At 42.5% G+C, this 15,365-nt stretch carries 9 protein-coding genes; 6 read left to right on the forward strand and 3 right to left on the reverse strand.

Annotation, left to right across the window (positions count from 1 at the left end; all coding sequences use genetic code 11):
* Window positions 1-5 precede the first annotated feature (5 nt).
* Window positions 6-1,427: a glycosyltransferase gene (locus ACLHG7_RS11355; protein ID WP_410211133.1), complete on the reverse strand. Its 1,422-nt coding sequence runs from the start codon at window positions 1,425-1,427 to the stop codon at window positions 6-8.
* Between the two features lie 417 nt (window positions 1,428-1,844).
* Between ACLHG7_RS11355 and ACLHG7_RS11360 the strand changes: the two genes are divergently transcribed.
* The 3 genes from ACLHG7_RS11360 (at window position 1,845) to ACLHG7_RS11370 (ending at window position 4,512) form a co-directional block, all read left to right on the forward strand.
* Window positions 1,845-2,528 (forward strand): TetR/AcrR family transcriptional regulator, encoded by a 684-nt coding sequence (locus tag ACLHG7_RS11360; protein WP_410211134.1) that lies wholly within the window; start codon window positions 1,845-1,847, stop codon window positions 2,526-2,528.
* A gap of 346 nt (window positions 2,529-2,874) precedes the next feature.
* Window positions 2,875-3,804, forward strand: coding sequence for an ornithine carbamoyltransferase (gene argF, locus ACLHG7_RS11365; RefSeq protein WP_114898803.1), 930 nt, complete (start codon window positions 2,875-2,877; stop codon window positions 3,802-3,804).
* A gap of 72 nt (window positions 3,805-3,876) precedes the next feature.
* Window positions 3,877-4,512: a DedA family protein gene (locus ACLHG7_RS11370; RefSeq protein WP_410211135.1), complete on the forward strand. Its 636-nt coding sequence runs from the start codon at window positions 3,877-3,879 to the stop codon at window positions 4,510-4,512.
* Between the two features lie 169 nt (window positions 4,513-4,681).
* On the opposite strand, the gene ACLHG7_RS11375 is transcribed toward ACLHG7_RS11370, so the two are convergent.
* Both ACLHG7_RS11375 and ACLHG7_RS11380 read right to left on the reverse strand, forming a co-directional pair.
* The gene (locus ACLHG7_RS11375; protein WP_410211136.1) at window positions 4,682-9,283 is read right to left on the reverse strand and encodes a translocation/assembly module TamB domain-containing protein; all 4,602 of its coding nucleotides are present in this window, start codon (window positions 9,281-9,283) and stop codon (window positions 4,682-4,684) included.
* Window positions 9,283-11,691, reverse strand: a complete 2,409-nt coding sequence (locus ACLHG7_RS11380) for an autotransporter assembly complex protein TamA (RefSeq protein ID WP_410211137.1) — start codon at window positions 11,689-11,691, stop codon at window positions 9,283-9,285. The genes ACLHG7_RS11375 and ACLHG7_RS11380 overlap by 1 nt, the downstream gene beginning before the upstream one ends.
* A 132-nt stretch (window positions 11,692-11,823) precedes the next feature.
* Here ACLHG7_RS11380 and ACLHG7_RS11385 point away from each other — a divergent pair, with 132 nt between their 5' ends.
* The 3 genes from ACLHG7_RS11385 (at window position 11,824) to ACLHG7_RS11395 (ending at window position 15,363) form a co-directional block, all read left to right on the forward strand.
* A complete protein-coding gene (locus tag ACLHG7_RS11385; protein ID WP_410211138.1) occupies window positions 11,824-13,137 on the forward strand; it encodes an MFS transporter in 1,314 nt (437 codons plus the stop codon).
* A 4-nt stretch (window positions 13,138-13,141) separates the two neighbouring features.
* Entirely contained in the window at window positions 13,142-13,774 is a 633-nt protein-coding gene (coq7, locus tag ACLHG7_RS11390; RefSeq protein ID WP_410211139.1) for a 2-polyprenyl-3-methyl-6-methoxy-1,4-benzoquinone monooxygenase, read from the forward strand.
* 116 nt (window positions 13,775-13,890) lie between these two features.
* Entirely contained in the window at window positions 13,891-15,363 is a 1,473-nt protein-coding gene (locus tag ACLHG7_RS11395) for a mechanosensitive ion channel family protein (RefSeq protein ID WP_410211140.1), read from the forward strand.
* Window positions 15,364-15,365: the final 2 nt, after the last annotated feature.

Below are 15,365 nucleotides of genomic sequence, written 5' to 3' on the forward strand. Positions count from 1 at the left end.
AAATGTTATCCGTTTACTTCCACAGCTATTATTTCTAATAAATTCATATCAAGACTTGAATCTGCGTAGACCCAGACGCGCACCTCCAACTCAGAAATCGCCTCATCAAGTAAAAGTGGCATATCAAGAATTAAGTTACTGTCTTCAACTTTAATCAATGGATAACTGTCGATTATAACGACCCTATCCTTGTTAATCGTCACTTGTGCGAAAGCATGAAATTCGCCGCCCAATGATCTTATTTCACCATAAAGTTTAACGCGATATTGCCCAGCCTCAAGAGGCGTATATGGGCCATGAACAAGGAAGCCTTGTGAGCCAGTCGTACGAATGGCTGTACCGGACTTTTTGCCGACCTGAGTTGCCAGACGAATATCCGCACCATCATACCGAGAAATCGCATTTGAGTTATCGTATGTTTCATAGAGTGTCATCGTTGCTTCTGCAACAGTCGCTGCAAGCAGCGCATCGTCATGTGACGAATCGATAAGCTCAGGTTTCCACGCTTGAATGACATCGTTATATAACACTTCCCACTGCTGGATGACCGAATCCAGTCCGACTTTCTTTCGCAATGTCGAAGATACTTCTGCAATGGTCTTAGCATCATATTGTTCAAGCGCATGCAGCATTGATTCCGTGCGAATGGTGTGCTCAACAACCTTGCGACACCCCATGAAACTGTCTGGCCAATCTTGAAGAAGTTCAGATGATAGTATCCCACCAAAGCCATTATGGTCGGTTAAAATGACCATTGCTCCTGTGGCTGATGCTTCAATGGCACTGCGTGAAAAAGCAAATACGACATCTGCCTCCAGAAACCTTTCAGGTAAATTGGTGGCTATTTTTCCGACTCCACTGCCTACAGCATCCACTTCAATGCCTCGAAGTCTGCATGCGTTCTCAATCTCAGGCACAAAGTCAGCGATATGTTTTGTCACGATCAGTGCTTTAGAGGGTTTTTTTGCGATCTTCTGCCTTAAGGGAAATTTTGTGAGATCGACACCATTGGCAATAATTTGAATTTTCGACTCGGGCACACCATCTACGATCATCCGATCACGGCACACGGCATCAATTGCAACGTATCCCCCTATCCGATTTAAAAGCGGTGGCGGCGTATCGTATGGCGAGACAGAGTCGTGACAAACAAAAATTGCTGGAGTTTTTGGAAAACGGATTAAAGCGGCAATCAAAGCCACATTATGGTGACCATGAATAATATCGGGTACAAAACCAATTTTACCGATTTGGTTTGTAACAGGAATGCCCAGCGTTCTGGCAATTCTTGCTGTTGCACCCAGCATAGGGCTAAAAATTGCAACGCGATGCCCTTTAGACTTTAAGGCATATGCAAGTTCAACCGTCGCGACTTCCGTACCAGAGCGCCCTGATAAAATGATGTTTGTAATTAAAATCGAAAGCATAGGTTTTTCCCTTAAATATTATGGAGCAAAGTTCTAGTTTTTATCAGGAATAAAACAAATAACTGTCTTTTATATAAACCTAGGTTGTCAGAAATGCAACTGAATATATTTAATTTTTTTATTGAAAATTTGCATTCTCCCACTTCTTCATAAAGTGCTTTAAGTCTTGTTAACTGTTGGTTGGGGCTGCTTAGCCATTTGCTCACAGCTTTTACTGGACAGTCACTTTTAGATTGAGCACTTGCATTGGGTGAGCATGGTATTGTATCGTACTGTACTGTACAGTACGAAAATGAATATATGAAGGGAATTAATTCAAAATATACTCACTCATACTTGATCAATGCACTGACTGAATGCAGCAAATTTTAAGATGACTAGGCTCGACATTTTTGTCAATAATCCATGGAATTCATCATGCCCGATACAATCGAAAACACGCAAATCCACTCTATCGCAGATACGATGCCTAATTTACCGCAAACAAAACGTGGGATAGATCGACGTGAGGCATTACTGGCAGCGGCAGATGAGTTGTTTTTGCAGCATGGCTTTGATGGCGTCAGTTTAGATAGTCTGGTTGCACATGTTGGTGGCTCTAAAGCATCGATCTATCAGTATTTTGGCTGCAAAAAAGGCTTATTAGTTGCTTTAGTTCAACGGCGGCATGAGTGTTTCTTTGGTGAAAATGCTATGCCTACAGAGCTCGGTACTTCAAGTGTACGCGAAGTACTCATGGATACTGCGTTGAAGTTATACAATGCAGTGATTCAACCTGACAAAATTGCATTCATGCGTTTAATTGTTCGTGAGTCACAGCGCGATCCAGAAATTGGCCGTATTGCCTATGAACTTGGACCTGCTCGCGGACAGTCCACAATGGCTAAGATATTAACTGATGCTGATGCCCGTGGGGATATTTATTGTCCACATCCTTTTGAGTCAACTGTTATGTTTGGCGGTTTCTTGCAGCATATTAAGTGGCGAATACTGATCGGACTTCCTCCATTAGAAGAAAATGTAAGTGTTGATGATTTCTTTGAATTTTTTATTGATCGTTTTTTGGCAGCACATCATCCAAGCCACAGACCAGTTCATTAACAATTCAGGTTGTTTATCCTCTTTCTTGCGGCGAAGTGGTATTTGACACCTGTTCAAAAAAAGCCTTAATTTGCGCTCAGATATTTAAAAAATATCTGCAATAGCTTCTGCACTAAATCAATATGATGAACTTGGGCTTAGCCCATCAGTGCAAGTATTTCTCCCTGCGTTTCGTATTTATCAAGTATAATCTCTGGTTTTTCTAATCTCTGGCGTATAAAAGTGCGGTTATTGCATACATATACGCTTTCGTGAAGATTGGATTAGGTCATATCACGTTTTTAGAAAATGAACGAATAATAGAATTGCGAGAAGTATTTTTTTTGCAACAATTCGCGGAGTTAGCATGTTGCGGTTAGCCAGTCAGCCTCCACGGCACTTTTTAAGTTTACTCGATACTACACCCGAGGAACTGCACAATATTTTAGATCGGGCAATTGAGCTTAAAGCATTGCATCGTCAAGGCTTATTGCATCAACCCTTTCATGGCCGTGTACTCGGGATGATTTTTGAGAAATCCAGTACTCGCACACGTATCTCTTTTGAGGCAGGTATGAGCCAACTCGGAGGAAGTGCGATTTTTCTGTCACCACGCGATACTCAATTAGGTCGCGGCGAACCGATAGAAGACTCTGCACGGGTTATTTCGCGGATGGTTGATATCGTGATGATTCGTACTTTTGCGCATGAAACTGTTGAACGTTTCGCCGCCTATTCACGCGTACCTGTGATCAATGGACTGACTGACGATCATCACCCATGTCAGCTTTTGGCCGACTTGCAAACCTATAAAGAAATGCGTGGTGATTTCGCTGGGAAGACCTTTGCTTGGATCGGTGATGGAAACAACATGTGTAATTCTTATATTCATGCCGCACATCAATTAGGGTTCAAACTAAAGATTGCATCGCCATATGGGTTTGAACCTGATCCTGCGCTGTTATTTGAATACGCACATTGTGCAGAGCTAGTCTCTTCGAGTGAAGCTGCAGCTGAAGGCGCTCATCTTGTGGCAACTGACGTCTGGACTAGTATGGGGCAGGAAGCTGAACAAAATATTCGTAAACGTCGATTTGCCACCTATCAAATCACACCACGATTGCTGGATTTAGCGGCAGATGATGTCCTGTTTATGCATTGTTTACCTGCGCATCGCGGTGAAGAGATTTCCGAAGATATGCTTGATGATCCACGTGCAGTGGTATGGGATGAGGCAGAAAATCGTTTACACGCCCAGAAAGCGCTTATGGAGTTCCTATTAAGACCGGCTGTTTAATGCTTCACACTCCATACTGTCATTAAAGATAGGCTATTGTGTGAAAATAAGAACAACTGGAAAAACTAAATTATGATAATTCCTTCTTTTATCAATGAAATCATCAATCATGGCGCTTTAGGCGCGACGATTGGGATTATCTTTTTTTGTTATATTCAAGAAGACGCGGGCCTCATTTTGTCAGCAACACTTGCTTCTACGGGTGTTGTTCCACCTTTCTATGCCTGGGCTGGTGCATTCTTTGGAATCTGCACCGGGGATCTGACAATATATTTGATAGCCAGAATATTGCGTAAACCCATGGGAAATATACAATTTAATAGTGATGCTGCCATTACAAACAAAGAATTGTTTATGTGTCGCTTTGTCCCTGGTTTGCGCACTGTGGCATATGCTTGGTGTGGGATTAATCGCATGCCAATTTGGCGTTTTGGCCAAGTCATTTTTTGGTCGGGTATCGTGTGGACAGGTACTGTTTTTAGCTTAATTTATTGGGTGGGTGTACAACTAGGTGACCTTCCTATTTATTGGAAGCTTTTACCCGTTGTTCTGGTTATTGGTTTAATTTTATGGTGGCGACGCCATTGGCATCCGGCTTTCTTGAATAAAAAGACTGATGAAGATGTTCAAAAAACTATTAACGATAATACAGATATTATTTTACCGCCGCATGAGCAAAATCTCGCAAAAAATGAGACAAAAGAATAAGGGATATAAGTTCAAGAGTATTCATTAAAATACCAAACACTGAACTAATATTAAATTAATTAAAAAACTAATTCCTTTCGAGCAGTACTCAATCAAAAATTTAGATTGAGCAGCCCTTCATCTAGATTTTGATTCATAATTTCCTTGTCTCGCACATCACATGCAACATTTAGAAACGCCAGTTATAGAAGAAATCTATTGCACGATCTAGAGAAGAGCTCGCCTCCATATAGAGTCGTTGGGTCATCTGATAGCGGAGTGTCAGCTTGTTGATCGGTGTAAATACGCCGACCCCATAACGCAGATAGAGATCAGGTGAAATATAGCCTGTGACATTGACTGTAGTTCCGTCGCCACTGCCCTCTGCATCAAAAGTCAGATTACTTAAACCAAAAGCACTGCCCAGTTTATTGGTGAAACCACGAGAACCGCTTAACCCCGCACTAATCCCTGCTGCAGCTATAGCGTTGTTCACATCTGAGCGGAAACCGGCGGTGTTGTTAATCGTTGAGCTGGTTGAGTTGATATGCCCCGATAAAATCGCACTGTAGGTTTCTTGATCGGTTAATCCAGCATCATTGAATGTGGTGATCTTAGGATTACTTGCTCGACCTGTGATTCGGAGCCCGACAGTATGGCTATCAATAATCTTAAATGCTTCAATATCCAATTGAGGCTGTAGCATTGGTCCACTGAAAATGACATTGCTCTTGCTCAACGTTAGTGCTTGGCCATAAGCTTCAACCCTCGCATTACGCTGCAATGCAATTTGTCCTACTGCCGTCATACCACCTTGGCCACGTTGGCGTATATGCAATTGACCTAGGAGTTTTGCATTAGAACCAAATCCCCTAAAATAAACAGCATCCCCCAAAGCCGCATCAATATCCGCATTGATCGTCCATGCTTTTACATTTTGAAGTACGGTATCGACATTTTGATCTAAGCGCACGACACGGACGTCTGCAGATTTTGAAATCGCATTGCTTCCTGTACTTGCGCCAGGGGTGATAGAGCCTCGAGGGATATCAATGCGACCATTAATCGTTACTTGTTTGTCTATAGGCAAGACCTGAACATCTATTGTAGGACTGACCCATACCGCGACCATCGGCGGTTGACGTATTTCTAATTCTTTTGCGATTAATTTCAAGTTGATTTCAGGCTTATCAACCCACGTTGCTAAACCTGTCAAGGTTCCCTTGCCGTCCCCACTCATAAATTGCCCATTAATACTGGCTTGAGTCCCGCGGATACTAGATGAAAAATTGATGTCATGTAAATTCAAGGGCAGATTTGTCGCAACGATGCGACCATTGTTAAGCTTAAATTCACCATAAAAAGCAGGATTTGTAAGCGGCCCACTCATCCCGCCCGCTAAGGATGCGACACCTGAAAGGTCGCGAATACCTGGTAAAAACGGTTTCAAGACTTGCAGTTGTACATCGTCTAAAACCAGTGCACCGTTAATGGTTTTGGTTTCTGGTTTAGGGTCAATCAGTGCATCAACATATCCTGTACCGATACTGGGAGTTTTAGCATCAAAACGCAGTTTTATACCGTCACTTTGAGTTGCAAGTAGTAGACTTAGGCGTTGATATGGCATGGTACTCGGGGGGTCTTGTGGGTCATCCGCAGCCAAGCCGATAAAGCCATTATCTGTTGAGATTTGCGCGTTGATTTGCGGCGAAGTGTTGGCTTGCCAACTTGCAGTGGCATGACCTTGTAATTTGCCAGTCCAGACCATACCGCTGGGCATAACATCATTGAAACCGGCCAAATCCAACGCATCTAGTGCAATTGCAACGTGACCAGCTTGCGCACTGGCAACCAAGGGTTCCGTAATACATAATTTACCCGCACCAGACCAACAATGTGCGGCCAACGTGACTGCTTGTGTTTGGTGTAAATACTGTAGGGCTGCAGCTTGCTCTTGTTTTAAGGTGAGCTGCTTGGTACTTAAAGCACCCTGACGAATCTGACCAATCCAATCCATTTGCTCATTCAAGCCGCCAGCTAATTGCACCGAAAATTGTGTTTTCGGTGTTTTAATTGCCAGATCTAAAGCATGAGTTTTTTGTGTACCTGTAATTTTGGCATTTACATTACTAATGACTTGTTTCCCTCGACGCAAATCATTCACATTGAGGGTCAATTGACTCGGTTGTAGCCCTAGTTGAGGAATATCACCAATAAGAGTTGCATTTTTGATGGTCAGCTCAGGCATTTTTAATTGCTCTACTGACAAATTAATATGCGCATCAGGTGACTGGCTTTGACCAGAGAGAGAAACTGTTCCATAGACCCGACCATTTAAATTGGGACTAATCTGGGCTAAATTCCGGGCATCAATATTCATTTGAAAATTGCCGACTGGAGCGCCCGCACCACTTGCACTGGCACCGCCATTTGCTGTGACACGATTACCAGCCCAATCAACCATAAAGTTGTTGGCAATTAAACGTTCAGGTAAAGGTGAGACTGCTTTGGGATTGAAAATGGCACTCAAAGAACCCTTAGCCAGTAAAGGCTGTTTTTTCAGTGAGCCCGCTAAATCTAATTGTGAAATTTGGACATTGCGTACCGAAGCATCCCACTGTCCAGTTGTGTTAAAAGCGCCGCTAAGTGCACTTGGATAAGTTGGGACAAAGAAACCTAAATTAAAATTATTGAGTCGACCTGTCGCTTGCCACTGTAAACCACCTTTGGTCATGACTTGACCTGTTGCGCTAATTTGACCTGCTGCGCCGTTATGTTCAAAACGCTCGATTCGGGTAAGGTCTGGGGTACCTGAAACCTGAATATTTAGATTCCCTGTGGGCGCTTCACTGCCTTTCAAGTCACCATCAAATTTTGCAGAATATGATTTCATACCGCTGGTATTCTTAGCGGTATTCATCAGCAAGATTGCTTGCCCATTTCCCGTAAGAGAAATATTTCGTAACGGAGTACTCACTCCTTTTTGCACAGATTCTGATTGGAGTATTCCCGTTAATTCGGGTTGTACAGAAATGGTTTGTTGTGCTGGCGTACTGACTCCAGAAGCTGTAATAGCACCCTGTAAGCGCTGTATTGGTGACGAGACAATAGAAGTTAGATCTAAACCTTTGGTTGCAACAGAAGCTGCCCAAGTCATCGGTTTAGCGGCTTTCTTCTTCTCTGCTTTGGTAGCAAAACTAATATTTGCAGCAGCTCCTAAAGACCCAGCATCTCCTTTGAAAGTCACAATAGGAATCTTTACACCCGTTGGTTGACTAATAATGGTAGCGGCGTAATGTCCGGCTGGTACATGCTGACTGGGAAGCATTTCAACCGTGGTATTAATGGTTGTAAGACCTTGATGCATTCCGATTTTTGCAGTACCGCTTCCAGTATTAATCTGACCAGCCCCAGCTAATGTACGACTCAGGTTTTGCCATCGCGCATCTACAGCAAGAGGCAGGCTATTATTCCCCATGCTTCCTGCACGTCCCACCCCTACAATCCATTGTTCACCTGCAGAACTGATTAATCTGACTCCCAATTGGGTATGATGTTTCCCCATCAATGCCGTATGACGGAATGGTCCGGTTAAGGTTTCAGGTAAGTATGTAGAATAAGGTTTTATATTTTCTGGTAATAAATTGGCAACTTTTACACCTGTGAATTGCCCTTGGATAAACCAACGTAAATCACCCTGCCAATCTAAACGCCCAAAACCGGTTGCTGTTCCTTGTGCAATTTTTGCATTTAAAGACTGGATATCCAGACCTTTATAATCAGTAAATAACTTAACATCGTATTGCCCAGCAGGAACACTACTGCCCATGAAATCAGTAATGACATGAATATCTATGCCATGAGGTAGGCTTGAAATTTCAGCTTGACCAGTTTTGGAATAAAAGTTCTGATCCGTGACAATTGGCCAATGGAAATCAGTCCAATTTAACTTTCCTTTCAACGATAAAATATGATCCATGGGACGCACAATAATATTGCCACCCATCACATCTTTTGTTTGAGCAACCAGACCTGCATGTATTTCTTCTAAATCGCCCGTAACATTGACTTGGAATGGTGGAAAGCCTTCTTTATGCAATAAAGGAATTGCTAAACGACCCGCAAGCTTGATGGGATAATGATGATTAAACTCCATATTACCAGTGACTTGATCTGCTTCGAATTCTGCGCTCTTGATACTGGAGTCATTTAACGTGAGTAAATCTTCTTTCCAGCGCGCTTTTTTCAAATGGATTTGAGTAAAAACAATGTCAACTTTAGGCTCAAGTTGATGGGAAACAGGATCAAGAACCACTTGGCTAATGGTTAGCCCATTAATAATGCCCTCATTCACACGAAGTATCACCGGCAGTTTAATAGGCATATACGTAAAAGGCTTGCCGTTAGAGAGGGCTTTGGAATGGATAACCAAATCATCTATAACGGCATGACTTAAATGCACTTCTCCTGCGAGTACTGAGCGCCAGCCAATTCGAGCGACAATCTTTTTAGCAGTAATATCTGTCTTTTCTAAATTGACTCGAAATTGATCTAGTGTTACGCCGTTTTGTAAGTTACCACTGACATAATGATAGGTAACCAGATGTTGAAGCGTCCCAGCCTTCTCAAGTAGGAACTTTGTCCCTGAATCTGATCCTGCAAGTGCAAAGAGACCAATGACTAAGAGTGCAAGCAGCCCCAAAATTAAGCTAAAGACACGAATTAATACACGCCGCAATATCTTTTTTTTCGGTAATGTTGCTTGAGTTGTCGATTGTTCAGGAGCAGACATTAAAGCGGCGCTCCTATGTAGAATACTAAGCGAACAGGCACACTTCTTTCGGAAACACCTGCTGCGATATCCACTCGAACCGGTCCTACTGGTGAGGCCCATCGCACACCAAAACCAGCACCAACCTTAACCGGATCAGTAAATCGTTTATCAAAAGCATTACCAGCATCAACAAACACTGCCCCACGCCATTTCGGTTTAAATAAATAATTATATTCAAAGGAACCGACGGCTAGATTTTGACCACCAATATTGTAGCCATTGCGCTGAGTCGATAAGCTCTTATAGTCAAACCCCCGAATACTCTGATCACCGCCGGCAAAAAAGCGCAGATTATAAGGAACGTCATCAAAATTAGTAGTAATAATGGATCCTAGATCCGCACTGGCAACAATCTGGTGCTTCTCGGCAAAGCTCTGTAATCCGCGAAACCCAGCACGTAAAATCACCATATTTGCATCAGAGAATGCGGTTTTGGCACCCGTGTCAATTTGATAAAATTGACGAAATCCTGAGGTTGGATTAATTCCTCCTTTAGAGGTGACTTTATTGAGTCCAAATCCAAAGAGCAGTGCTTGCTGGTTGGTACTAATACCTGCAACATTAAATGGCGGAGGTAATGTTGAGGGGTCAACATTAAGGGCATTGTTTTCTAGCTGATCCAAGCGATAACGAATCGAGTATGTGCGTTGCCAATCCCCTGCTGGTTTAACAGCACGTTGTGCACCCACGGTGATGGTTTTGGTGTTGACATCCAACCCACTAGTTTCATTTAGTTTTTCATCTTCAAAACCACCAAATACGCTAAACACATCTTCCAATGGACTACCCAGTGGGATGTTATATTTCACATCCAAGGCTTTACGAATTTTTGATGCTTCAGCATTGGCATCGAAACTATGCCCTGAGTCATTAATCAATGCACGGCGGTATTGAGTCCGAATTCGAGGTCCAGTATCAGTCCCAAAGCCTAAGCCGACTTCTGCGCTGTTAGGGTGATCTGCGTTTAGTAAAACAATGACGGGAATACTATATTTCGCGTTACTAGTGGATGGTGAGTGATCATCTTTGATGTCAACGGCTTTGACTGTAGCTAGGCCAGTATTTTGATCATTTAAAATTGAAGAATCGATTGCCCCTTGTAAGGCTGTTTTGGCTTGAGTGGCTGGTGTTGCGTCTTTATTAACTGTTGGAGATTCGGTCTCATTGGTTTTGGGTGGTATCGCCCCGTCCTTCGATACGGTCGTGTTGCTGTCTGTCGCCTGCTTAATCTCAGCTGTACTCGATACGGTTGCAACTGCTGGGGTGCTTGTTGCGTCATCAACCAACGCATCAGGCGTTGGCGCATCAACTTGAACATTATTAAAATAACGCGTGTCTAGTAAATTACGGGACAATTTAGCCAGTGCGTTTGCACTATAATGATCACCAGGTTTGAACGGCTGTAATGTCGCAAGTACCTCAGGCTTAATCGGTAGTTTAGCGCTACCATTGGTATTTTTATAAATCACATCACCAAACTTGTATCGCACTCCGCTTTCATATGCTAAAACAATATCTGCTGTTTTGGTTGGAAGCGTCACCTGTACATCATGGGCTAAAAAATGTCCTAAAAAATACCCTCGATCTGTCGCCATATTAATAATTCTATTTTTAGTTTTTTCATATTCACCATGGTTGAAAATATCACCCACTTGTAAATCTGGCGAGCTTTGTAGACGTATAAAGGGTTTATCTTTTGCGGCTTCACCGGTGATTTCAATTTTTTGACTTGCAACTTTCACTGGATCGCCAGGCACTACATCAATAACTAAAGTATCCGTTCCTTTTTTGCTGAATCTGAAGTTGGCATCATAATAGCCGACTGCCTGTGCAGCATCCGTTGCAAGGCTTCTAAATCGGGGGAGACCAAACTGAAAGTCTTCGAAATCTGAAATCGTCACCTGCTTTAACGTTTCGATTAGATTGGTCTCAAGTTCCTCAGGTGCACCATTGACCTTGACTGAAATGGTAGGCTCAGCGGGCATGGCAACATATTCTTCCGTTGTATCCGGTTTCCGCCAAAAAAATATGGTATTTCGCACTCGCTTGAAGAAGCTGGGCTTGGCTTTTGGTGTAACTACAGGAGTATCCGTGTTTGAGGTAGAGGGCGCGGATTGAGGAGCTACTACTGATGAGGTTCCTGCTTCTGGTGGAGGCACAGCCGATGCTTTGGTTGTAGTAGTTTCATCGCTAGAAGTGGATGAGTTGTTCGATGCATCCGTGTTTACTTGAGTGTTCGTATTATTAGTATTTTGAGTCGAATCTATAGATGGAGATTGTGCCAGCTCGGAGGCTTGAATCGCAGTTGATGTCAAACTAGCACCAACGACCATCCATACAAATGATGAGAAACGCGAAATTGGCATGCAAAAGAACCTGTTTGACTACCGAATAGGATGAGTGGTGACCAGATGAATAATAACGTGTTGTCCTAAAGCTTGCTAGTGAACTCAGAGATCGTTATGGTAGCAGTCGCCTGTATTCTAGCTGAGCGGTTCATGCCTAACCAATTTTCACTTCTAAAAACACGACGTTTTTTACCAATTTTTATCACCCAATTTTTGGGTGCGTTAAATGACAATACATTTAAGCAAGCTTTAGTGATCTTGTTCACATTTCATGCAGCTGAAATCATGCATATTCAGCCGACTATTTTAAATAACCTTGCTGCTGGCTTATTCATTCTGCCCTATTTCTTGTTTTCATCTACGGCTGGACAAATCGCAGATAAGTTTGAAAAATCGAAGCTGACCCAATATATAAAAATCTTTGAGATTTGCATTATGTTATTGGCAACAATAGGTTTTTTTACGCATAATTTTTGGCTTCTGATGTTTGCATTATTCCTTATGGGAACGCATTCGACATTCTTTGGCCCAATTAAATACAGCATATTACCCCAGCTTCTTGCGAAGAAAGAGTTGGTGGGCGGCAATGGCATGTTTGAAACAGGAACCTCTCTTGCAATCCTCGCTGGCATGATTTTAGGTGGTGCAATTATGGCCAATGCGGGTGGAAATTTTGCGTGGATCAGCGGAACTTTATTGGCTATCGCAGTGGTTGGATATTTGTTTTCTCATGAGATTCCTGCGCAATCCGTTGGACATGCTCAATTAAAAATAAATTGGAATGTTTTTGTAACCACAAAAGAAACATTAGTTTATGCCAGTAAATTAGGTGATGTTTTCTACACAATTATTGGAATCTCTTGGTTTTGGTATTACGGCGCAACTTTTCTAACGCAGATTCCAGAATTTACCCGTGTTGTGCTTCATGGATCAGAAAGTGTGGTCACATTTTTATTGACTATTTTCTCCATTGGAATTGCATTGGGTTCTTTACTGTGTGAGCGTTTTACTGGGCATACCGCTAGCTTAAAATTAGTCCCAGTGGGCGCCGTAGGTCTTGCGGTATTCTCCGCAATACTTTATCTCTCTACCCAAAATCTTATCCATGTAACCCATCATCAAAACATCGTAGAAGTGGTTCATCAATCACAATATTGGCCAGCATTATTTTCATTGTTCGGTATTGGAGTTTTTGGTGGTTTTTATATTGTGCCGCTGTATGCGCATTTGCAGTCTGATGCACCAGAATGTTTTAGAGCACGTGTGATTGCAGCAAATAGCATCATGAATGCACTGTTTATGGTGATTTCAAGTCTTGTGTCCGTCGCGATTTTGTCAGGATTACATCGTACGATTCCAGAACTGTTTTTAATCACAGCTATATTGAGTACGTTAGTTTCATTGATTGTTATCCGCCATTTGCGAAATAATGGTCAAGAAGACCCAGCAAAAAACTTGGAGTAATTGTATGCGCCAGACTTTAGCAGATCGGATTATCAGCTCTTTTGATCAAGCTTTACGGAGTGTGGTGCCTAATAGCACACAAGCAGATCGCCCTATTCCACATCCTGAAGCAACCAGTGCACTTAATGTCAGTGATGCACGCCATGTCGCTGGATTGATGCGCGTAAACCACAGTGGTGAAGTAGCGGCTCAAGCGCTTTACCATGGACAAGCATTAACAGCCAAACTTCCCCATGTTCGTGAAGCGATGAAACAGGCAGCCCGTGAAGAGCAAGATCACCTCGTCTGGTGTGAAACGCGTTTAAAGGAACTGGATAGCCATACGAGTCTACTCAATCCGCTCTGGTACGCCATGTCGTTTGGAATAGGGGCTATTGCAGGCTTAGCTGGAGATCAATACAGCTTAGGCTTTGTGGCTGAGACAGAGCGCCAGGTTGGGTCACATCTTGACGAACACTTGCAGGCTTTACCGGAAAGTGATAAGCGTAGCCGTGCAATCCTCGAGCAAATGCATGAAGATGAACTTCACCACCGTGCACAAGCTTTAGAGGCTGGTGGTAAAGAACCTCCAGAATCTGTCAAAAAAGTCATGGGAGTCGTATCTAAAGTGATGACAAAAAGCAGTTATTTTGTTTGATATATATCTTCCTATCAGCACTGATCACTGCTTATTAATTTCTACTCCTAAAACAGTTGTACCTTCGTATCCAACAAGTAATACTCCCATCATAATGACCGATTAAGATCATATTTATGCCGCTCTTTTTTCTATCTTATCCGCTAGAAAGCGCAATTGCACTTCTCATTCTGGATATGCTGATATGGAAGTTTGTCCTATCTGAATATCGATTTTGGCGTTTTGGAGTACGCGTTGTTATCTATATTCTATATAGCAAAATACTTTTTATCTCGGGATTGAGCCCATTTACGATTGCACCTTGGTCAAATGATGAGTTTCGGCATTTTATTGCCATGATTTTAGAAATTTGTTGGTGGCTTTTTAGTGCACGAACACTCATGCTGTTTATCGATCTTTTTTTGTTGCCTCAGATCAAACAACGCAGTCATTTGTTGCATGACCTATTGGCCGCTTTCTTTTTCCTAGTCGCTATTATTGCCGCCATAGCTTATGTTCTCGGCCTTCCTGTTAAAGGGTTGCTTGCCACATCTGGTGCGTTGGCAATAATAGTCGGTCTGGCTTTACAAAGTACCCTAGGCGATGTTTTTTCAGGTATTGTGCTTAACACGACCAAACCCTACCAGCTTGGTGAGACAATTCTGGTGGAGGGTACTGAAGGGAAAGTTATTGAAATCAATTGGCGATCTACATATTTGCTGACAGGTGTTGGCAGCTCGGTAATCATCCCTAATTCGCTGATTGCAAAAGCAAAGATTATCAATTTAAGTCGACCAAGTCGTGTTCACGGCATAGCTATCTCCATAGAAGTTACTCCAGAAGCTCGTCCGCATACGGTACTGGAGGCTCTGGAGCGTGCTATTGATGGATGTAGTGAGTTACTGACGACACATAAGGCCAGTGCAAAAATCAAAGAAGCAAATGCTATTTCTTTTAAATATGAAATTAATGGCTATGTCGCTTCTATGGATCAAAAGACGCGTGTTTGTAATTTGCTTTATGATCTGGCTTATCGTCATCTTGCGGCTGTGGGTGTGCAATTACATAACCTGTCTTTAGCTACGCCAGCCTTATCCAAATCGAGCCATCGACAAGTTTTGCTTGATGGGATTAATATTTTTCGAACATTGACCGATGAAGAAAAAATTGATTTAAGTGCCAAAATGGTCGGGCATCAATACCAAGTCGGTCAAGAAATCATTACTTATGGCGAGGTGATGGATTATTTATTAATCATTGATTCAGGCGTTCTCACGGTAAGCTTAGCCCATAAAGATGGTTCACAATTTGAAGTAGGTCGTATGGGCCCTCGAGAAATTATTGGAGAAAAAGGTATCATGACCGACACGCCTACATTCGCATATATTACTGCACTGACAACAGCTGTGATTTACCGTATAGATAAGAATGATTTAATTCCATTTATTCAGTCGCATGCAGCAGTTGGCGATGCTCTGTCTAGCTTACTTAGTTTTCGAGAGCAAAGACTTAGTACGTTATTAAGCGGGCAAGAGTCTTTGCCTGTGGCTCATAATAATATTATGAAGTGGTTAAATAAAAGCGTTAATTGGTTAAAAAAGAAGCCTTAGAT

The sequence above is a fragment of the Aquirhabdus sp. genome (assembly GCF_046462495.1).
Taxonomy (GTDB): Bacteria; Pseudomonadota; Gammaproteobacteria; order Pseudomonadales; family Moraxellaceae; genus Aquirhabdus.

Coding starts and splice junctions, on each gene's coding strand:
- ACLHG7_RS11395 (WP_410211140.1), top strand. CDS start 13,891: ATGCCGCTCTTTTTTCTATCTTATCCGCTAGAAAGCGCAATTGCACTT.
- ACLHG7_RS11370 (WP_410211135.1), top strand. CDS start 3,877: ATGATAATTCCTTCTTTTATCAATGAAATCATCAATCATGGCGCTTTA.
- ACLHG7_RS11385 (WP_410211138.1), top strand. CDS start 11,824: ATGCCTAACCAATTTTCACTTCTAAAAACACGACGTTTTTTACCAATT.
- ACLHG7_RS11380 (WP_410211137.1), bottom strand. CDS start 11,691: ATGCCAATTTCGCGTTTCTCATCATTTGTATGGATGGTCGTTGGTGCT.
- argF (WP_114898803.1), top strand. CDS start 2,875: ATGTTGCGGTTAGCCAGTCAGCCTCCACGGCACTTTTTAAGTTTACTC.
- ACLHG7_RS11355 (WP_410211133.1), bottom strand. CDS start 1,427: ATGCTTTCGATTTTAATTACAAACATCATTTTATCAGGGCGCTCTGGT.
- ACLHG7_RS11360 (WP_410211134.1), top strand. CDS start 1,845: ATGCCCGATACAATCGAAAACACGCAAATCCACTCTATCGCAGATACG.
- ACLHG7_RS11375 (WP_410211136.1), bottom strand. CDS start 9,283: ATGTCTGCTCCTGAACAATCGACAACTCAAGCAACATTACCGAAAAAA.
- coq7 (WP_410211139.1), top strand. CDS start 13,142: ATGCGCCAGACTTTAGCAGATCGGATTATCAGCTCTTTTGATCAAGCT.